Here is a 21,570-nt window from a genome sequence, read left to right on the forward strand (position 1 = left end):
GCCCCCTCCCACAGTTTGTCCTGCATTCATCAGGTAGGCCTCAGTTGGCTTTTGCTCTGGCTTTTGCGGTCCTGGAACCAACGGGAGTTGGGCGGGTGTACTCAGTTAAAAATGTGGGAGGGGGCTTGCCCCCGATGAGGGCGTGTCAGTTGATGCATCTGCAACTGACCCACAGCTATCTGAGGCCCCCCCACATTTGGATCAAGTACAACCTCGGTCTCACGGGTTTTCCAGGTCATGCCCCAACGACTGGATAAACAACGAGAACAGCTCCGGCTGTGACGAGATGTCCAGCTTCGCGTACAAATGCCGACGGTGCACTTTCACCGTATCCGGCGAGATATTCAGGCGCTCGGCCATGGCCTTGGAGGAGAACCCACGCAGCACCAGGCGGGCGATTTCCAGTTCGCGGTCCGAGAGCACGCCGCAGCCGAACTGGCTCAATGCATCCCTGATCTGGCTGTCCATCGCCGGCGCACGCTGGGTGCTTTGCTGCCAATGCTGCTGCATCAATGGCAATACCCATGCCGCCAGGGTGGTCATCAGCCCGGTTTCGTCACCACTGAACCGCCGCTGCATGCCCAACGACAGCGACAACGTTCCCGCACCGGGCAGTTGCAGAATAAATTGCACCTCGTCTTCCAGCACGTTGTCGTGGAAGTAATTGAGGAAGTATTCACTCTGGCGAAAATGATCCGGCGCCACCTCTTCCAGGCGATACACCCCGCTGGCGTAGCCTTCGCGACAGGCCTGGAAGAACGGATCGAGCAGGTACAGACCATTGAGGTACGCCAGCATCGACGCCGGCTTGCTGCTGGGCTGTGCGTCGTATTCCTCCAGCGCCTGGGGCGGGCCCTCCAGGGGGTAGAAAATCGCCAGGGCGTTATCGAAGGGCAGGCATTGGTGCAGCAACAGCACCAGCTGTTTCCAGAAGCGCTCGGTGCCGATGTGTGCCAGCGTGCGCCCCAGCCCCGCATGCATGCCGATTTCCCTGAACAGGCTCATGAGTCAGGCTCCCGCCATCAAAAGATCGGCCAAGGGTTCGGCTTTTTACCGGGTGTCGTCAAGGGGAGTACGCCAATAGGGGAATTGGCTGACAAGCCCCCAGCCGATAACGTCGCCATCAGTCAACGGGAAACATATCCCGGACGATCATCATTTTTCGTTTCTGCCTCACACCAAAAACAACGACAGAGGATAACGATATGAGTACTTCTCCCGCGCCAGACGGCGTGCTCAAACCCACCCTGAGCGTCTTCGATGTGGTTGCCATCACCGTTTCGGCGGTGACCCCGGCCAGTTCCGTATTTGTCATCGCGCCGTTTGCCATCCAGCAGGCGGGCAGTGGTGTGTTCCTGGCGTTTGTGATGGCCGGTTTGCTCGCGCTGATGTTCGCCTTCTGTTACGCCGAACTGGGTCGGGCGCACAACAGTGCCGGCGGTGAGTACGTGTACGCCAAGCGCGTATTCGGTGGCATGGCCGGCTACGCGACGTTTCTGACGGTGCTGGTGATGTTGCTGTTTATTCCGCCGGTGCTGGCCACAGGCGCAGCGACTTACCTCAACAACGCCCTGGGCACGAAATTCGACGCGCAAACCGTCGCCCTGGTCATCGTGGTCGGCAGCTACGCCCTGGGCATCCTCAATATCAAGCTCAACGCCTGGATCACCGGCACCTGCCTGCTGTTGGAAGTGGCGGCCTTGCTGGTCATCGTGTTTATCGGCTTCGGCCACCCGGTGCAACCGGCCAGTGTGTTGTTCCAGCCGCAGATCGTCGAAAACGGTGTGTTGCACCTGGCGCCCTGGGCCCTGGTGATCGGTGCGGTGGGCATTGGCCTGTTCTCGTTCAATGGCTATGGCCCGGCGGTGTTACTCGCCGAAGACATGAAATGCGGCGGCAAGGGCGTGCACAAGGCTGTGCTGTGGTCCCTCGGGCTGGTGGTGGTGATCGAGATTGTGCCGATCACCGCGCTGTTGATTGGCGCACCGTCCCTGAGCGCGATGATCAGCAGCCCTGACCCCATCGGCTACCTGCTCACCAGCCACGGCAATGAAACCCTGTCACGCCTGGTCAGCGCGGGGATCTTCCTGTCGGTGTTCAACGCCATTGTCGCCATCGTCATCCAGATCGGCCGCGTGGTCTTCAGCAGTGGCCGCGATGCGCTGTGGACGCCGCGCATCAACCAGTTGTTCACGCGCATCCATCCACGCTGGGACTCGCCGTGGTTGGCTACGCTGTTCCTGGCGATCCCCTCGGCGTTGTTGAGTTTCAGCTCTAACCTGGCGGACCTCACGTCGTTCAGCGTGCTGCTGATCATGCTGGTGTACCTGGTGGTGGCCTTGAGCGCGCTGATGAGCCGGGTGCGGCTGCGCGACCGCGAGCATCCCTATCGCATGCCTCTGTGGCCGCTGCCGGCGTTGCTCGCGGTGCTGGGCGCGGGGTACCTGCTGGTGACCTTGCTGGTGGCGTCTTCGGTTCGCGACATCATGATCATCATCGGTTTGCTGGCGGTGTCGGTGATCCTGTATTGCATCAGTGGCCGGCTGAGTCCGGCGTTTCAGAAATTGTAAGGAGTGGGTATGCGTGCACGTCAATTGGGCATTACGTTGGGGCTGGGCACGCCCGGCGAATTGAATGCCATCACCGATGTTCCCGGCGTTCGCGTCGGCCACAGTACGCTCAAGACCCGCATCGACGGCAAGCAGGTGCGCACCGGCGTCAGCGTGATCCAGCCGCGCGCCGGGGAGGCGCGGCAACAGCCGTGTTTTGCCGGTTACCACGTGCTAAACGGCAACGGTGACGCCACCGGCCTGGAATGGATCAACGAAGCCGGTCTGTTGACGACGCCGCTGGCGATCACCAATACCCACAGCATCGGCATCGTGCGCGATACGTTGATCGCCCTGGAGCGCGAACGCCTGGCGGACCCGGCGGTGTATTGGTGCATGCCGGTGGTGATGGAAACCTATGACGGCCTGCTCAACGATATCTGGGGCCAGCACATCAAGCCTGCGCATGTGCGCGAGGCGGTGAACAACGCCGAACCGGGCCCGGTACAGGAGGGCGCTGTGGGTGGCGGCACCGGGATGATCTGCCATGAGTTCAAGGGGGGCATCGGCACGGCATCGCGCCGCTTGCCAGTGGAGCAGGGTGGCTGGACCGTCGGCGTGCTGGTGCAGGCTAACCATGGCAAGCGCCAGGAACTGCGGGTCGACGGCTACCCGGCAGGCCGCCATTTGATGGACATCCCGTCACCGTTTGCCGAGCGTGGCACGCCGGGCATGGGCTCGATTGTGGTGATCCTGGCCACCGATGCGCCGTTGTTGCCGCATCAATGCCAGCGCCTGGCACAGCGCGCCTCCATTGGCATCGCCCGTACCGGCGGGGGTACCGAGGACTCCAGCGGCGACCTGTTCCTGGCCTTCGCCACTGGCAACCAGGATTTGCCGCCCGCGGATTACGGGCGCAAGGGCCTGCCGTTCAGCACCGCGTTGCAGATGGTCAATAACGACCATATTTCACCGTTGTTCCTCGCGGCGGCGGAGGCAGTGGAGGAGGCGATCATCAACGCCATGCTGGCTGGCGAAGACATGATGACGGACGACGGTGTGCAAGTGCCGGGCTTGAACGGCGAAACACTGTTACAGGCATTGGGCAAAACCGGCTGGAGTGTGTCCCGGTAATAGGGGGCATGTACTTAATGATGTAAGTGTAATAACGGGCTAGATGAATAGTGCCAATGACACCGTGACAATACAGTGGATCCCTTAATGGGGTTTGCCGCTCTACTTGAGCGGCTTTACCCGTATTTAATATTTAAATAACAGCCCTGGTTATTTTGTCGGACAAAAGCAATCGGCCCCCAACAAACACGGCTTATGACTTCCCTAAGTTGCTCCTCTATGATTTTTCCACTGTGTAAATAGAGGTAGACGAAAGTTTTCAAATTGTGTCAGTTTCGATACGCCTTCAAAAGAGGCGAGTGATAGGACGATCTCGCCCGCGGGGTTCCTATCGATAAAAACTGATGCACTTGCAAACAAGGAAGTACGTTTATGTCAAAAGTAAAAGACAAGGCTATTGTGTCGGCGGCGCAAGCCAGCACCGCTTACTCGCAAATCGATAGCTTCAGCCATTTGTATGACCGTGGCGGCAACCTCACGATCAATGGCAAACCCTCCTATACCGTTGACCAGGCAGCCACCCAATTGCTGCGCGACGGCGCCGCGTACCGGGACGTTGACGGCAACGGCAAGATCGACCTGACCTACACCTTCCTGACCTCGGCCTCCTCGAGCACCCTGAACAAACACGGTATCTCGGGCTTCAGCCAGTTCAACGCCCAGCAGAAAGCCCAGGCCGCCCTGGCCATGCAATCCTGGTCGGACGTGGCCAACGTGACCTTCACCGAGAAGGCCAGCGGCGGTGACGCTCATATGACGTTCGGCAACTACAGCAGCGGCCAGGACGGCGCGGCAGCCTTTGCCTACCTGCCTGGCACCGGTGCGGGCTATGACGGCACGTCGTGGTACCTGACCAACAACAGCTACACGCCGAACAAGACCCCGGACCTGAACAACTACGGCCGGCAGACCCTGACCCACGAGATCGGCCACACCCTGGGCCTGGCGCACCCTGGCGACTACAACGCCGGGAACGGCAACCCGACCTACAACGACGCGACCTATGGACAGGACACGCGCGGCTACAGCCTCATGAGCTACTGGAGCGAAAGCAACACCAACCAGAACTTCAGTAAAGGCGGGGTTGAAGCCTATGCCTCCGGCCCGCTGATCGACGACATCGCCGCGATCCAGAAGCTCTACGGTGCCAACTACAACACCCGCGCCGGCGACACCACCTACGGGTTCAACTCCAACACCGGGCGTGACTTCCTCAGCGCCACCTCCAACGCCGACAAACTGGTGTTTTCGGTATGGGACGGTGGTGGCAACGACACCCTGGATTTCTCCGGTTTTACCCAGAACCAGAAGATCAACCTCAATGAAGCCTCGTTCTCCGATGTGGGCGGCCTGGTGGGTAACGTTTCGATCGCCAAGGGCGTGACCATCGAGAACGCCTTCGGTGGCGCGGGCAACGACTTGATCATCGGCAACAACGCCGCCAACGTGATCAAGGGCGGGGCCGGCAACGACCTCATCTACGGCGGCGGCGGTGCCGACCAACTGTGGGGCGGCGCCGGCAACGACACGTTTGTGTTCGGTGCCAGTTCCGATTCCAAGCCTGGGGCGGCGGACAAGATCTTTGACTTCACCTCGGGGTCGGACAAGATCGACCTGTCCGGCATCACCAAAGGCGCGGGCCTGACCTTCGTCAACGCGTTCACCGGGCATGCCGGCGATGCGGTATTGACCTATGCCTCGGGCACCAACCTGGGTACCTTGGCGGTGGACTTCTCCGGGCACGGCGTGGCGGACTTCCTCGTCACCACGGTCGGCCAGGCAGCGGTCAGCGATATCGTCGCGTGATACAAGGGCGCGGCGTTTCGGCGCCGCGCCTGTTGGATGGAGCGTGAAGATGCAGCGTTTTTTCAACTTGATCGCCTGCGTGTTGCAGGCGATGGTCATGTCGGCAGGAGCCCACGCAATGGCGAGCAGTCTTGTTTTACCCACGAGCGCCCAATTGGCCGGGCATTGGCAGTTGCACCAGCAGGACCAGGTGTGTGCCCTCGACCTGCTGGAACCGGCCAATGCCCTGGGCGGTGATGTGGCTTGTGTGACGCAATGGCTGGGTGACAAACCCCTGAGCTGGTCGCCGACGCCCGACGGTATCTGGCTGATGAATGCCGAAGGTACTGGGATCACCCATTTGAATCGCCAGAAGGAAGGCGAATACAAAGGCCGTACGCCATCCGGAACGGAAGTGGTATTGCAACGCGCCCCTTAGTTATTGGTTATAACGCGATCACTCGATGTTATTAGTTGACTGGCCCCGACCAGGGGCTCGGGAAACTTATGCGCGTAATTTGATTCAGGGAAGAACAAGAGATATGGCCAAACCCCAAGGCGTTGCGCCCTTATTCAAGGCGCTGGGTGAATACAAGAGCATTTTGATCAGCGTGGGTTTTTTTACCGCCTTGATTAACCTGCTGATGCTGGTGCCGTCCATTTATATGCTGCAAGTGTATGACCGCGTGTTGTCTTCCCAGAATGAAACGACCCTGGTGATGTTGACGCTGATGGTCGTGGGGTTCTTTGCGTTTATTGGCACACTGGAAGTCATCCGCAGTTTTATCGTGATCCGCATCGGCAGCCAGTTAGAACGACGTTTCAACTTGCGCGTTTATAAAGCCGCGTTCGAACGCAACCTGCAACGTGGCCAAGGGCATGCCGGGCAAGCCCTGGGCGACCTGACCCATATCCGCCAATTCATTACCGGGCCGGCGCTGTTCGCTTTTTTCGATGCGCCGTGGTTTCCCATCTACCTGTTTGTGATCTTCCTGTTCAACGTGTGGTTGGGCGTCTTGGCGACGGCCGGCGCAGTGTTGCTGATTGCATTAGCGTGCCTTAACGAATACCTGACCAAAAAGCCGCTGGGGGAGGCCAGTGGTTTCTCCCAGCAATCCACCCAACTGGCCACCAGCCATTTACACAACGCCGAGACCATCCAGGCCATGGGCATGCTCGGTGCCCTGCGCCAGCGCTGGTTTGCCGTGCACTCGCAGTTCCTCGGCTTGCAGAACCAGGCCAGTGACACCGGCTCGGTGGTCACCTCAGTGAGCAAATCCCTGCGTCTGTGCCTGCAATCCCTGGTGCTGGGCCTGGGTGCGCTGCTGGTGATCCGCGGGGATATGACCGCCGGGATGATGATCGCCGGTTCTATCCTGATGGGCCGCGTGCTCAGCCCCATCGACCAGCTGATTGCGGTGTGGAAGCAATGGAGTTCGGCCAAGCTGGCCTATCAGCGCCTGGATGAATTGCTGCGCGAATTCCCGCCTGAAGTCGAGCACATGGCGTTGCCCGCACCCAAGGGCCAGTTGAGTTTTGAGCAGGTCAGTGCTGGCCCGCCAGGGCGACGCATCGCCACCTTGCATCAAGTCAGTTTCAACCTGGGCGCCGGTGACGTGCTGGGGGTGCTCGGCGCCTCGGGCTCTGGCAAGTCGACCCTGGCCCGCGTGCTGGTGGGCGTGTGGCCGACCCTGGCCGGTACGGTGCGCCTGGATGGCGCGGATATCCATCGCTGGGACCGTGGCGACCTGGGCCCGCATATCGGCTATTTGCCCCAGGACATTGAGCTATTCAGCGGCAGCATTGCCGACAACATCGCGCGCTTTCGCGATGCCGACCCCGAGCGTGTGGTGAAGGCTGCGCAACAAGCCGGTGTGCATGAATTGATCCTGCGCTTGCCCCACGGGTATGACACGGTCCTGGGCGACAACGGCGGCGGCCTGTCCGGTGGCCAGAAACAACGGGTGGCCCTGGCCCGTGCACTGTATGGCGAGCCGCGCCTGATTGTGCTCGATGAACCCAACTCCAACCTCGACACCGTCGGCGAAGCCGCCCTGGCCAGCGCCATTGTGCAGATGAAGGCCCAGGGCAGCAGTGTGATCCTGGTCACCCATCGGTCCTCGGCGCTGGCCCAGGCTGACAAGTTGCTGGTGCTTAACGAAGGGCGTTTGCAGGCATTCGGGCCAAGCCAGGAAGTACTGCGGGCGTTGTCCGGCCACAGGGAGCAACCGCCCCAAGGCAGGAGCGAGCTTGCTCGCGAAGGGCGTTAACGATGACGCGCCCTGATTGGATACACGCGGTAACGGTGAGTTTTTCGCGAGCAAGCTCGCTCCTACAGGTTTTGCGTCAAGCAGTAAGGATGTCAGCATGATTCATGAACAACGCGACGCCCGGTTCTTCGCGCGCATGGGCTGGCTGCTGAGCGTGGTCGGTGCCGGTGGCTTTTTCCTCTGGGCCAGCCTGGCGCCCCTGGACCAGGGCATCCCGGTGCAGGGCACGGTGGTGGTGTCGGGCAAACGCAAGGCGGTGCAAACCTTCAGCCCCGGCGTGGTCAGTCGGATTCTGGTGCAGGAAGGGCAGTGGGTGAAGCAAGGCCAGCCGCTGTTCCGTCTCGACCAGACCCAGCACCAGGCCGACGTGCAGTCCCTGCAAGCCCAGTACCGCATGGCCTGGGCCAGCGTCGCGCGGTGGCAGAGCGAACGCGACAATCAATCGGCCATCACCTTTCCCGCTGAGCTGAGCAACAGCCCCGACCCGGCACTGGCGCTGGTCCTGGAAGGCCAGCGCCAATTGTTCAGCAGCCGCCGCGAAGCCTTTGCCCGTGAACAGGCGGGCATTCGCGCGAATATCGAGGGTGCCAGCGCGCAACTGAACGGCATGCGCCGTGCGCGCAGTGACCTGACCGCCCAGGCCCAGTCCCTGCGCGACCAACTGAGCAACCTGCAACCCTTGGCCGACAACGGTTATATCCCGCGCAACCGCTTGATGGAGTACCAGCGCCAGTTGTCCCAGGTGCAACAGGACCTGGCGCAGAACACCGGCGAAAGCGGCCGGGTGGAGCAGGGCATCCTTGAATCGCGCCTTAAGCTGCAGCAGCACAGCGAGGAATACCAAAAGGAAGTCCGCAGCCAACTGGCCGACGCACAGTTGCGCAGCCTGACCCTGGAGCAGCAACTCACCTCCGCCGGCTTCGATCTGCAACACAGCGAGATCAACGCACCGGCCGACGGCATCGCGGTCAACCTCAGCGTGCACACCGAGGGCGCCGTGGTGCGTGCCGGTGAAACCCTGCTGGAAATCGTGCCCCAGGGCACGCGCCTGGAAGTCGAAGGGCATTTGCCGGTGCACCTGGTGGACAAGGTCGGCACCCACTTGCCGGTCGATATCCTGTTCACCGCCTTCAACCAGAGCCGCACCCCCCGCGTGCCGGGGGAAGTGAGCCTGATTTCCGCCGACCAGATGCTCGACGAAAAAACCGGCGCCCCGTATTACGTGCTGCGCACAGCCGTCAGCGAGGCGGCCCTGGAGAAACTCCACGGCCTGGTGATCAAACCTGGCATGCCTGCCGAGATGTTCGTGCGCACCGGCGAACGCTCGTTGCTCAATTACCTGTTCAAGCCGTTGCTCGATCGCGCCGGCTCAGCGTTGACCGAGGAATGAGCATGAAGCCAGTGTTCATCACCTTGCTGCTGGCCTGCGCCAATGCCCAGGCCGCCATGGGCCCGTTCGATGTGTATGAACAGGCGCTGCGTAACGATCCGGTGTTTCTCGGCGCCATCAAGGAGCGCGACGCCGGCCTGGAAAACCGCACCATCGGCCGCGCCGGCCTGCTGCCCAAGCTGTCGTACACCTACAACAAGGGCCGCAACAACTCCCAGGCCACCTTGCCCGATGGGCGTGGCGGCAATTATCACGATGACCGCAACTACAACAGTTACGGCTCCACGTTCAGCCTGCAACAGCCGTTGTTCGACTACGAGGCTTACGCCAACTACCGCAAGGGCGTGGCCCAAGCGTTGTTTGCCGATGAGAGTTTTCGCGACAAGAGCCAGGCGCTGCTGGTGCGGGTGCTGAGTTATTACACCCAGGCACTGTTTGCCCAGGACCAGATCGATATCGCCCGCGCCAAGAAAAAAGCCTTCGAGCAGCAGTTCCAGCAGAACCGGCACCTGTTCCAGCAAGGCGAAGGCACGCGGACCGATATCCTCGAAGCCGAGTCGCGCTATGAACTGGCCACCGCTGAAGAAATCCAGGCGCTGGATGAGCAGGACGCCTCGTTGAGAGAACTGGGCGCCTTGATCGGCGTACAGAGCGTCAATATCACCGATTTGGCGCCCCTGAACCCAAGCTTCGCCGCCTTCACGCTGACGCCGGCCAACTACGACAGCTGGCATGAACTGGCGGTGAGCAACAACCCCACACTCGCGTCCCAGCGCCAGGCCCTGGAAGTGGCGCGTTACGAAGTGGAGCGCAACCGCGCCGGGCATTTGCCGAAGGTCATGGCGTATGCCAGTTCGCGCCAGCAGGAGTCCGACAGCGGCAACACCTACAACCAGCGCTACGACACCAACACCATCGGCGTCGAAGTCAGCCTGCCGTTGTACGCCGGGGGCGGTATTTCGGCGTCCACCCGCCAGGCCAGCCGCGCCATGGAGCAGGCCGAGTACGAACTGGAAGGCAAGACCCGCGAAACTCTGATCGAGCTGCGTCGGCAGTTCAGTGCCTGCCTGTCCGGGGTCAGCAAACTGCGCGCTTACCAAAAGGCCCTGACCTCGGCGCAAGCGCTGGTGGTGTCGACCCAGCAAAGCATCCTCGGTGGCGAGCGGGTCAACCTCGATGCGTTGAACGCTGAGCAACAGCTCTACAGCACGCGGCGCGACTTGGCCCAGGCGCGTTATGACTACCTGATGGCCTGGACCAAATTGCATTACTACGCCGGCAACCTGCGCGACACCGACCTGGCCAAGGTGGATGAGGCGTTCGGGCCGACACCGCAGTAATTGACTTTCTCGACAATTCCAACAACAGAGAGGCAAGACCATGGGCGTGTTTGACTATAAAAACCTCGGGGCCGAAGGCTCCAAAGCGTTGTTCGCCGATGCCATGGCGATCACGCTGTATACCTACCACAACCTGGATAACGGCTTTGCCGTGGGCTACCAGCACAACGGCCTGGGGCTCGGCTTGCCGGCCACGCTGGTCGGTGCTCTGCTGGGCAGTACGGATTCCCAGGGCGTGATCCCCGGCATTCCCTGGAACCCGGACGCGGAAAAAGCCGCCCTGGACGCTGTGCAACAGGCCGGTTGGACGCCCATCAGCGCGAGCGCCCTGGGCTATACCGGCAAGGTCGACGCCCGAGGCACGTTCTTCGGCGAAAAGGCCGGCTACACCACGGCCCAGGTCGAGGTACTGGGTAAGTACGATGACGCCGGCAAGTTGCTGGAAATCGGTATCGGTTTTCGCGGTACTTCAGGCCCTCGGGAAACGTTGATCAGCGACTCCATAGGGGATCTGGTCAGCGATCTGCTCGCCGCTCTGGGCCCCAAGGATTACGCGAAGAACTATGCCGGCGAAGCCTTTGGCGGCCTGCTCAAGAACGTCGCCGACTATGCCAGCGCCCACGGCCTCAGCGGCCACGACGTGGTGGTCAGCGGCCACAGCCTGGGCGGCCTGGCGGTCAACAGCATGGCCGACTTGAGCAGCGGCAAATGGGCGGGTTTCTACCAGGACGCCAACTACGTGGCCTACGCCTCACCGACCCAGAGCGCCGGCGACAAGGTGCTCAATATCGGTTATGAAAACGACCCGGTATTCCGTGCGCTGGACGGCTCCTCCTTCAATTGGTCGTCGTTGGGCGTGCATGACCAACCCCATGAATCGACCACCGACAATATCGTCAGCTTCAACGACCACTACGCCTCGACGCTGTGGAATGTGCTGCCGTTTTCCATCACCAACCTGCCGACTTGGATCTCGCATTTGCCCACGGGGTATGGCGATGGGATGACGCGCATCGTGGAATCGGGTTTCTATGCACAGATGAGCCGCGACTCGACGATCATCGTCGCCAACCTGTCCGACCCGGCGCGGGCCAACACCTGGGTGCAGGACCTCAACCGCAATGCCGAGGCGCACAAGGGCAACACATTCATTATTGGCAGCGACGGCGATGACCTGATCCAGGGCGGCAAGGGCGCGGACTTTATCGAGGGCGGCAAGGGCAATGACACGATCCGCGACAGCAGCGGCCACAACACGTTTCTGTTCAACGGGCATTTCGGCCAGGACCGGATTATCGGCTATCAAGCCACCGACAAGCTGGTGTTCACGGATGTGCAGGGCAGTGCGGATTATCGTGATCACGCCAAGGTGGTAGGCGCGGATACGGTGATCAGTTTTGGCGCGGATTCGGTGACGTTGGTGGGGGTGGTCGGGCTGTCGGGGGAGGGGATTGTTATCGCTTGAAACTGTGGGAGGGGGCTGTTGTGGCGAGCAGGTTTGTTGTGGCGAGCAGGCCTGTTGTGGCGAGCGGGCTTGCCCCGCGTTGGGCTGCGAAGCAGCCCCCAACAAAGTCGCCAAGTTCTTTGTTCTTTCTGAAAAACCGCGGTGCCTGGGGTTAGGGCCGCTTCGCGCCCCAACGCGGGGCAAGCCCGCTCGCCACAACAGGCCCGCTCAGCACAACAAACCTGCTTGCCACAACAAACCTGCTCAGCACAGCAGGCCCACTCGCCACAGGGCGGCCAGTTTGCTGTGCGACAGCGCTAAGGACCTCCCACATTTGATCAGTGTTGGCGCTGGAAATCAGTCTTCCTTGCGCACCGTTGCCACATCGTCGGCCTTGACGCGGATGTGCTTGCCGGCAATATCGGTGAACTCATAAAACCCGTCGGCGGTCTTGGTTTTTGGAATGTCCTTGGTCAAATACTGCGTGCCATTTTGCAGCGTCACTACGGTTTGCGTCGCGCAACCGGCCAATACCAGAAAAGTGAGTGCAACCAGTGGCAGACTCAAATTCTTCATGTTCATAACCCTTACCTTAACCCTGAAAAAGTCCCGCGCCTGTGGCTGCGGGCAATAAATGGTACGCCATCAACTTCTCCATCTGATCACTTTTATGCAAAAAGTTGCGTGGGCCATTTATCTATTACCGATTGCAACAACGCGTTTGCGACGGCACTCTGTATGCATAACCAGTATTTGATCACTGCGCGCCATGGCCAATCCCCTCGACGATCCCCTGTATTACCTGCATAACTTCCGCCAAGTGCTGGATTGGCTGGGGCATCGCTACGCCGATTTACTCGATACGGATGAACAGCATTTCATTCAGCAATTTGACAGGTTGCCCCAGGCGTCCCAAGCGTTGTTGGTGCGCATGGTGATGCGCAAGGGTGTGCATTTTCGCGCGGGCAAGCTCACCTACCAGGAGATCGGCTGCCCCCATGCCGCTGTACGCCCCTTGCTGGAACTGGGTTGGGTCGACGACCAGTGCCCGCTGGCCTTCCACGAGTTGTTTGCGTTGCTGCAAAAAAGCGAAATGCTCGCGGTGTTCCAGGCGTGGATCGACCAGCCCAAAGGCAACAAGGCCGACTGGCTTGAACCCCTGGCGGCGCAATTCACCGAAAGCCGCAGCTTCGCCCACTGGTGCCCCGAGTTGGCCGACAGGCTGTACAGCCTGACCGTGATGGACCTGTGTGACCGCCTGCGTCTGATGTTCTTCGGCAACCTGCACCAGGACTGGTCGGAATTCGTGCTGGCGGACCTGGGCATCTACACCTATGAGAAGGTCGAGTTCTGCGCCGAGTCCCGTGGTTTGCGCACGCGCGACGATGTGCTCGGTTTTCTGTTCCTGCACCAGTGCCAACAGGCATTTGAAGCCGGCGAGGCGCTGGACACGCTACTGGCGCAGGTCGCCACGCTGCACACCGACAACCCTTGGCTGCAAAAGCGCCGGGCCAAATTGCTGTTCCAGGTCGGCCAGTATTGCGAACGCAATGCCGAGTTGGCCATGGCCGAGCAGATCTACCGCGTGTGTGCCTACCCCGGCGCACGCGCGCGACTGATCCGCGTGCTGGAGCGCCAGGAGGCTTATGCTCAGGCGCTGGCGCTGGCCTGCGCCGCCCAACAGGCGCCGGAAAGTGCCGCCGAACAGCAACACCTGTTGCGCGTCTTGCCGCGCCTGCAACGTAAGCTGGGGCAACCGCGCTTGCCCAAGGCCAAGCCGCGCGACGTCCCGCGCCTGGACCTGGCACTGGCCCCGCCGGAGCCCTTGATGTCGGTGGAGTACTGCGTCCAGGCGCACCTGAGCGAACCCGACGCACCCGTGCATTACGTCGAGAACGGCCTGATCAATTCACTGTTCGGCCTGTTGTGCTGGGACGCGATCTTCGCACCGTTGCCGGGGGCGTTTTTCCACCCGTTCCAGCGCGGGCCGGCGGACCTGCACAGCGAGGATTTCCATTCACGGCGTGCGCCGCTGTTTGCGGCTTCCTTCGAGCAATTGCAGGATGAGCGCTACAAGGCAACCATTCGCCAGCGCTACGTGGACAAGTGGGGGATCCAGTCGCCGTTCGTGTTCTGGAACCTGCTCAGCGAGGCATTGCTCGAACAGGCCCTGGCCTGCTTACCCGCTGAACACCTGCGGCACTGGTTCGAGCGGCTGCTGCTGGATATCCGCGCCAACCGTGCGGGGATGCCGGACCTGATCCAGTTCTGGCCCGCCGAAAAAACCTACCGCATGATCGAAGTCAAAGGCCCCGGCGACCGCTTGCAAGACAACCAGCTGCGTTGGCTGGAGTTCTGTGGCCAATACCAGATGCCAGTCACGGTTTGCTACGTGCGCTGGGCGGAGCCAACCCCTTGAGCTACAGCGTGGCCGTGCGGGCGCTGTGTGAGTTCACCGCCAAGGTCGGCGACCTGGACCTGCGTTTCACCCCCTCGCCCAGCGCCCAGGAAGGCATTGCCGGGCACCGCACCGTTGCCGCGCGGCGCAGTGCGCACTACCAGAGCGAAGTGGCCCTGGAGGGTGAATACCAGCAGCTCAAGGTGCGGGGCAGGGCGGACGGCTACGACCCGGACAACAACCGCCTGGAAGAGGTGAAGACCTATCGCGGTGACCTCGACGCCCAGCCGGCCAACCATCGGCAACTGCATTGGGCCCAGGCCAAAGTCTACGGCTGGTTGATGTGCCAGAAGCTCGGGTTGACGCAGATCGACCTGGCGCTGGTGTATTTCGACATCGTCGGCGAGGGCGAGACCCTGCTCAATCAACGCTTCCAGGCGGCGGACCTGGAAGTGTTCTTCAACCAGCAATGCGCGCGGTTCCTGGAGTGGGCCCATCAGGAAATGCAGCACCGCGAAGCGCGCAACCACGCCGCACAAACCCTCGGGTTCCCCCATGCCGAGTTCCGCCCCGGCCAGCGAATCCTCGCGGAGTCGGTGTACAAGGCCGTCAGCACTGGCCGCTGCCTGATGGCCCAGGCGCCCACCGGTATCGGCAAGACGGTGGGCACGATCTTCCCGCTGCTCAAGGCCCTGGCGCCGCAGCAGTTGGACAAGGTGTTCTTCCTCACCGCCAAGACCCCCGGCCGCAAACTTGCCCTGGATGCGGCCAAGGTGCTGCACGCCAGCAGCGATTTGCCCCTGCGCGTCCTTGAACTGGTCGCGCGGGACAAAGCCTGCGAACACCTGGACAAAGCCTGCCACGGCGATTCGTGCCCGCTGGCCAAGGGGTTTTACGATCGCCTGCCCGCCGCCCGTGAGGCGGCGTCAAGCGTGCGTCTGCTGGACCAGCGCAACCTGCGCGAAGTCGCCCTGGCCCACCATGTGTGTCCGTATTACCTGAGCCAGGAAATGGCGCGCTGGGCCGACCTGGTCGTGGCCGACTACAACTACTATTTCGACTTCGGTGCCATGCTGTTCGGCCTCGCCCAGCTCAACCAATGGCGCGCGGCGGTGCTGGTGGATGAGGCCCACAACCTGGTGGAACGCGCCCGCTCGATGTACAGCGCAAGCCTCAGCCAGTTCAGCCTCCAGGCCCTGCGCGACAGCGCCCCCGAGCCACTGAAGAAACCCTTGCAGCGCCTGAACCGCGAGTGGAATGCGTTGCACAAGGAACAGGTCGCACCGTACCAGGCCTATGCGACCCGGCCCGACAAACTGCTCCAGGCCCTGAGCCTGTGCATCAGCGCCATGGGCGACTACTTCAATGACCATTCCGAATCCCTGGCGGGCGAGCTGCAAGCCTTTTACTTCGAAGCGCTGCAATTTGCCAAAGTGGCGGAGCTGTTCAACGAGCACTTTATCTTCGACATCAGCAAGCATTCGCTCGGCGGCAAACGCAGCCGCTCGACCTTGTGCCTGCGCAATGTGGTGCCCGCCGAATTCATTCGGCCGCGCTTGACGGCGGCACGCAGCAGCGTGCTGTTTTCCGCCACGCTCAGCCCACGCCACTACTACGCCGACCTGCTGGGCCTGCCGGCAGACACGGCGTGGGTCGATGTGGAATCACCGTTCAAGGCCGAGCAGTTGCGGGTGCGCATTGTCGATGAAATCTCCACTCGGTTCGTGCATCGCCAAGCCTCGCTGGAACCCATCGTCGATTTGATCGCGAGCCAGTTCGCGCAACAACCGGGAAACTACCTGGCGTTTTTTTCGAGCTTTGATTACCTGCAACAAGTGGCTCAGTTACTGGCGCAAAGGCACCCGGCGATTGCCCTGTGGCTGCAGGCGCGAGGCATGGCCGAAGCTGAACGCCAGGCCTTTCTCGACCAGTTCACCCAGCACAGCCAAGGCATCGGGTTTGCGGTGCTGGGGGGAGCGTTTGGCGAAGGCATCGACTTGCCCGGCAGCCGTTTGATCGGCGCCTTTATTGCCACCCTGGGGCTGCCGCAGCTGAACCCGGTCAACGAGCAGATGAAGCTCAGGATGGGCGCGATTTTCGGTGCGGGTTACGACTACACCTACCTGTACCCCGGCATTCAAAAAGTCGTGCAGGCGGCGGGCAGGGTGATCCGCAGCGAACACGACCGGGGCGTGGTGATGCTGATCGATGATCGGTTTGGCCAACCCCAGGTGCGCCAGTTATTGCCGCGCTGGTGGGCGTTCGTATAGGACGGCGGTCTCTACCCCGCTCAGAGGATAGAAACGCGCGCCCGCATAACTGACCCACTTTCTTCAGGGCAGGGTCCTTGCCCTGCGTTGAGCTGGGGTTGATGTGCCGTCAACCGAACCAACGGCTGCACCGATTGAACGTCACTCAACTGATGGTCAATTTCCGCCGTAGGGATTCGTTAAGATCCTGCGCGCGCGCAAGGGTGAACCGCGTCGAGATCACGTAATACAGCTCAGGATGGAGGCCTTTGAACTGCTGCAACTGCTCGCGGTAAATCAGGCGTTTGACGGGGGAGCCCGCGGGCCAGGAGGGCCCGACCTCTTTTGTTTCCATATGCACGATTACATCGTTCAGTGACCGCACATAACGCAGGATCAGGGCAATTTGGTCGGTCGGCTGGCGCCATGCGTAATAGGGGATTTCCACAACCACGTGGTCGGGGTCGCCCACGATGTGATCGCCGTAGCGTTCTACGGAGGGCGCCTCCAGGCGGGCAATGGAGCCGCGGACTTCGGCGGTGTTTCTCTTGGAGTAGACCTCGAAAGGGGGGCCGGACTTTCTCAAGACAAAACTGACCTCCACGTGGCCTTCGGCGGCGGCGCGCACGTCAACGTAATCGATGAAGACCGAATACGGGCGACCAGCAGTGGTGATCGTCACAAACTTGTGAATGACTTTCACCCCTCCTTTGGGGGGATAGCAGCGGAACATTACGTCGTACACGTCATCTTTCTGGCCGATAGTCGCCGAGGTGAACATTTGCAGTTCCAACGGTTGTTCATTCAGTGCTTCCAAATCGATATATTTAGCCTGCGAGCCAGCGTTCAAAAAAGCCGGAGCATCCGGTTTAGAGATGTCCAGTTCGACCGAGACGCGGATGGTTGCTGACCCAGGTGTAGAAATGTTGCCCACCTTGTCAAGCACTTCGAGCCACACGGCCATGTTGGGGCTGTCGCCAGCGTCGATAATGTGCTGGTAGGTCACCGTGATCATGGTCGGCTGGGAGGGGCCTGCCACTGTCTGGTAGATGATGACCGACCCCCAGTGGAGAATGACTCTGTCGTCCGGGTCGTGATTAGGGTAGGGCTGAAGTGTCACCACGACCCCTTGCGCGGCGTTGCCTGGCACGATCACTTTCTCGGACACACTCACCTTCAGCTCTGAGTGCCCCGGTTCGATTTGATCGTTGTCAGCGCCTGCCGGGAGGTCGGTCTTGACCAATGTCAGTAGCGGATAGGACATATCGTAGTCGGCGCCACCCTTATAGTGAACGACGTAGACCAGGGCATACCGGCCGTCCGGCAGGTCTTTTTGCTGGGCGGCAAAGTAGTAACTGTTACGGGTTTCCTCGCCGGGCTCCAGGGTCTTTATACCCAGCACCTCCACGGTCGTTTCGTCGATCAGCTTGCCCACGGTGATGATGTCCCCGGGACTCGCGACCCAATTGCGTTGCACCTCGAGGGTCAGGCCTGACTCAAACAACCATGCTGCGATGCCTGCTTCGTCGCCATCCCCGCTTGCGCCGGGGATGTTGAGTCGATCCAGATTCTTCGGGTTGCTCTTTTTTTCCAGCGTCAGGGTGTGGTTTGCAGTAGCGCTTGGCGCTTTGAGCGTTGCAGCCGCTGTTTTCTTGACCGCTGTCTTGGGTGTTGCAGCATTTTTGGCCGGTGCGGCGGCAGGCTGAGTCTTCTTGGCGGGCATGATTGATCTCCTGATAGGCACCACTGCACGTGATCGCACACAACACGGTGCGTTTGCGCTCATCAGATACCGGAACAGATGTGTGCGCTACTGTCAGAATTAACAGGTAGCGACCAATGGTCTTGTCAGCGTCATGGGCGGTTTGCGATGAATCGATCAGCGATCATTGACCGCCCGTCGCCACCTGTTAACTCTGACAGTAGGCAAGCCATCGCATGCGGCGTTTGATGGAGGCAAACCACTCCCGCCTGCTTGCAAGGACTCTAACCATGTCCAAAAAAGATAAGTTGGAAGCTGCTGCTCTCTTGCCTGCTATCGTGGTACCGCTGACGGAGCCGCCTATCGAAGGCGATATTGACGCTGCCGACGGCGGCATCGGCCTGCGCCACACTGAGTCGGCGCTGGTGGTGTATCTCGTCAATCCCAAAGACGGTGTCAGTGCCGGCAGTATCGCCAGGCTCTACTGGGGGGACCGGCAAAACGCAGTGGCGTCTACGCCAATTCGCGAGGGCGAGGAGAACCTGGATCTTATCCCGCTGACGGTGCCTGCGCACCGGATCGTCGAGTTCTGGGCCAACCCGGTGTTTGGCAAGCTCCAGCGCTCCAGTGGTAATGAAACCTTGACAGAAGAGCGCAAGTACCGGGTCCTGCTGACACGCCCCGGAGGGCGCGACCCCAACGACGGTATCCCCGGGCACCAGGGCTTGGTGTATGTAATACCGCCGGAAGTTTTGCTCTACGGCGTTAACGAAACCACGGCGTTGGTCGGGGTCAAGATTCTTATCCGCCATTGGCAGAACATGCACGCTTACGACCTGATCATTCTGGCCTGGGGGTCGCAGCAGGTGCTGCATCGGGTCCAGCCTGGGGAAGAGGGCCGCGACATCACGCTGACCGTCGACTACGCCACGATCAGCGCCGCCGGCAACAACCCCCTGACGCGCGTGGCTTATCAGGTCAAGAACGCCGTCGGCACTCTGCCGGATGAATGGGCGCGCTGGTCGGCGGTATCGCTGATCGATGTGCACCTGAGCCAGGTGCGCCCAGAGGCACCGTGGCTGGCGTATCCCGACACGGGCACGGTGGTCGACCTGGCGGTACTGGGCAGTTGGAACGTGGAAATCGAAACTTGGGTGACCGGCCCGGAGGCCAGTGCCTACGACTACATAACCTTGATCTGGGACGGTGCCGACAGTGAGGGCAACCCGTTCCCCCATACGCCGACCCAACCGTTGAATGGGCTTGGGGTGTATTCCTTCGAGGTCCCCAATGCGCTGGCGGTCGCCATTGCCGACGGTAACGCCAGCGTGCATGTACTGTTCCAGAAAGGCGTGGTGGAGCAACCGTCGAAAAAACTCTACCTCGATATCATCGGTAAGGTCGAAAGATGGCCGGCGCCCACGATTGACGAGGACCTGGGTGGCCATGTTGACCCGGATACCGTGGCGACGGTGCGGTTCCCTCTGCACGTGAGCTGGCCGCCCACGGGTTATCTGGAGGTTATCTTCCGCGTCAGCAGCCCCGATAACACCATCGAGCACCGTGTCGGCCGTGAGGTCGACGATATTGAACCAACACCGGAAGGCGACATGCTGTTCACGGTGTACCCCGCCGAGCTGCTGCGTTTCGACGGCCACCTGGTGGAGGTGTTTTACGCGCACACACGGCCAGGCGGGCGACCCCAAGAGTCGCTGCGGCTACAAATCGTCGTAGGCAAGATTCAACGCACAATGCCCGCGCCGATCATCGAAAAGGCCATTGGGGGCCAGTTGAACCCGGACGATATCGAGGACTACGCCAAGGTGTTTGCGCCACTCAGCGATACGCAACGCGGGGACTGGGTGCATATGTACTGGAACGGCCCGCTTGCTCGCACCGTGGTGCCGGTGCAGGTGGGGGTCGACAACAGCCGCACCGAGCACGATATCGCTGAGTTCTATGTCTCCAACAACCTCAATAAGACCGTGCTGGTCTTCTACACGTTGAAACGCGGCGAAGAAAGGCTACGTTATTCACAAATCGCCGAGGTCCGGGTCAGCCGCGACCTGGGCGAACTGCTGGCGCCGACACTGCTGGAGGCGCAGATAACCGGCCCCAACGCCGCTCAACTTGAACCGCTGCGGGTGCAGAACGGCACCAAGCTGGTGGTGCAGTATGTGGGCATGCGTGACGATGATTTGATCAAGCCTGAAATGAAGGGCGCGGGCGATGGTGGCTCGCCGGATATTCCGGCCAAACCGGGTAATCAGGCGTTGCAGGAGGTGGAATTCGATATTACGAATACGGCGATTGGCGCCAATATTCGGGACCGTGATGCTACGGTGACTTTCAGCTATGCAGTGACCCGTGGTGACGACACGCAGCACTCGGCGATGCTGACGGTGACGGTGAAGCCGATACCGCAAGACCGTTTGCCGATGGCGCTTATTGATTACGTGCCCCATAACGAAACGTTGCCTGTCGACGGTTTGACCAGTGCAACGCGATGGAGGATCGGGGCGTATCCTTTTCAGGCTGCAGGCGCACAACGCATATGGCTCACTTACACCGGGACGGATAACAACAACCAGGCAGTCACTCACGCACCCTGGAAGGGAGCGATCAATAAACATCCAGGGGCATATGAGTACCTTCCGGATATCGCATGGCTGAGAGCGCTAAAACATGGGACGTCGTTGACCATAGAAGTGCGCATTGCTTTCGATGCCGTGAATAATAAAGACTTGGCCGTGATCTTTCCGGTGACGGTGTATACCGTCAGTACAATACCGGCTCAATACCCGGTGCCCATACTGACCGAGGCCACCGGTACCGGTACTGCGGTGACCCTTGCGCCCTTGAATGCGCAAGAGGGTGGCGAGCTCAGGGTAGCGTTCTCACCGATGTATACCACCGACAAGATTGAGGTCACGATGGTCGGGACGCCGGGGCCAGGCTCACCGGTGATTGCCGAGAAATATGGCTCAGTCAGTGACGTGGTGACCTTTGTTATTCCCAAGACGGCAATAGCCGCCAATATCGGTAATGTGAACAAAACGTTTACCCTTCGATATGCGGTGACTCGCGATGGGATAACGCAAGACTCGCTGACGTTAACGGTGACGGTGACGCCGATACCGCAAGCCCGTTTGCCTAGGCCGCTTATTGATTATGTGGCCCATAACGGAACGTTGCCTGTCGACGGTTTGACCAGTGCAACGCGATGGAGGATCGGGGCGTATCCTTTTCAGGCAGCAGGCGCACAACGCATATGGCTCACTTACACCGGGACGGATAACAACAACCAGG

At 60.7% G+C, this 21,570-nt stretch carries 14 protein-coding genes; 11 read left to right on the forward strand and 3 right to left on the reverse strand.

Going from position 1 to position 21,570, the window contains the following annotated elements; all coding sequences use genetic code 11:
• Nucleotides 1–219: 219 nt before the first annotated feature.
• Nucleotides 220–1,005 (reverse strand): helix-turn-helix transcriptional regulator, encoded by a 786-nt coding sequence (locus tag ACODSV_RS31925; RefSeq protein ID WP_150055972.1) that lies wholly within the window; start codon nt 1,003–1,005, stop codon nt 220–222.
• Between the two features lie 200 nt (nt 1,006–1,205).
• Here ACODSV_RS31925 and ACODSV_RS31930 point away from each other — a divergent pair, with 200 nt between their 5' ends.
• From ACODSV_RS31930 to ACODSV_RS31965, 8 genes are all read left to right on the forward strand, one after another.
• A complete protein-coding gene (locus ACODSV_RS31930; protein ID WP_069076141.1) occupies nt 1,206–2,570 on the forward strand; it encodes an APC family permease in 1,365 nt (454 codons plus the stop codon).
• A gap of 9 nt (nt 2,571–2,579) precedes the next feature.
• Nucleotides 2,580–3,683: a DmpA family aminopeptidase gene (locus ACODSV_RS31935; RefSeq protein WP_150055974.1), complete on the forward strand. Its 1,104-nt coding sequence runs from the start codon at nt 2,580–2,582 to the stop codon at nt 3,681–3,683.
• Between the two features lie 372 nt (nt 3,684–4,055).
• Nucleotides 4,056–5,489, forward strand: coding sequence for a serralysin family metalloprotease (locus ACODSV_RS31940; RefSeq protein ID WP_024075585.1), 1,434 nt, complete (start codon nt 4,056–4,058; stop codon nt 5,487–5,489).
• A 49-nt stretch (nt 5,490–5,538) separates the two neighbouring features.
• Nucleotides 5,539–5,907: a protease inhibitor Inh/omp19 family protein gene (locus tag ACODSV_RS31945; RefSeq protein WP_024075584.1), complete on the forward strand. Its 369-nt coding sequence runs from the start codon at nt 5,539–5,541 to the stop codon at nt 5,905–5,907.
• 103 nt (nt 5,908–6,010) lie between these two features.
• The gene (locus tag ACODSV_RS31950) at nt 6,011–7,738 is read left to right on the forward strand and encodes a type I secretion system permease/ATPase (RefSeq protein ID WP_150055975.1); all 1,728 of its coding nucleotides are present in this window, start codon (nt 6,011–6,013) and stop codon (nt 7,736–7,738) included.
• Between the two features lie 97 nt (nt 7,739–7,835).
• Entirely contained in the window at nt 7,836–9,128 is a 1,293-nt protein-coding gene (locus tag ACODSV_RS31955) for an HlyD family type I secretion periplasmic adaptor subunit (protein ID WP_024075582.1), read from the forward strand.
• Between the two features lie 2 nt (nt 9,129–9,130).
• Complete coding sequence (locus ACODSV_RS31960; RefSeq protein WP_150056515.1) at nt 9,131–10,468, forward strand: TolC family outer membrane protein; 1,338 nt, start codon at nt 9,131–9,133, stop codon at nt 10,466–10,468.
• 40 nt (nt 10,469–10,508) lie between these two features.
• A complete protein-coding gene (locus ACODSV_RS31965) occupies nt 10,509–11,933 on the forward strand; it encodes a polyurethane esterase (RefSeq protein WP_150056516.1) in 1,425 nt (474 codons plus the stop codon).
• 336 nt (nt 11,934–12,269) lie between these two features.
• On the opposite strand, the gene ACODSV_RS31970 is transcribed toward ACODSV_RS31965, so the two are convergent.
• Nucleotides 12,270–12,494: a YgdI/YgdR family lipoprotein gene (locus tag ACODSV_RS31970; RefSeq protein WP_024075578.1), complete on the reverse strand. Its 225-nt coding sequence runs from the start codon at nt 12,492–12,494 to the stop codon at nt 12,270–12,272.
• Between the two features lie 187 nt (nt 12,495–12,681).
• On the opposite strand from ACODSV_RS31970, the gene ACODSV_RS31975 reads away from it, so the two are divergent.
• Together ACODSV_RS31975 and ACODSV_RS31980 are read left to right on the forward strand one after the other, a co-directional pair.
• Nucleotides 12,682–14,331 carry a VRR-NUC domain-containing protein gene (locus tag ACODSV_RS31975; protein ID WP_150055925.1) on the forward strand — a complete coding sequence of 550 codons (1,650 nt, stop codon included), beginning with the start codon at nt 12,682–12,684 and terminating at the stop codon, nt 14,329–14,331.
• Nucleotides 14,328–16,580, forward strand: coding sequence for an ATP-dependent DNA helicase (locus ACODSV_RS31980; protein ID WP_150055926.1), 2,253 nt, complete (start codon nt 14,328–14,330; stop codon nt 16,578–16,580). Before ACODSV_RS31975 ends, ACODSV_RS31980 begins: the two co-directional genes overlap by 4 nt.
• A gap of 145 nt (nt 16,581–16,725) precedes the next feature.
• On the opposite strand, the gene ACODSV_RS31985 is transcribed toward ACODSV_RS31980, so the two are convergent.
• Entirely contained in the window at nt 16,726–18,282 is a 1,557-nt protein-coding gene (locus tag ACODSV_RS31985) for a fibronectin type III domain-containing protein (protein WP_150055927.1), read from the reverse strand.
• Between the two features lie 269 nt (nt 18,283–18,551).
• Between ACODSV_RS31985 and ACODSV_RS31990 the strand changes: the two genes are divergently transcribed.
• The coding region (locus tag ACODSV_RS31990) for a hypothetical protein (protein WP_489078390.1) at nt 18,552–21,570 on the forward strand (3,019 nt) is incomplete at its 3' end.

Source organism: Pseudomonas sp. FG86 (assembly GCF_057808775.1).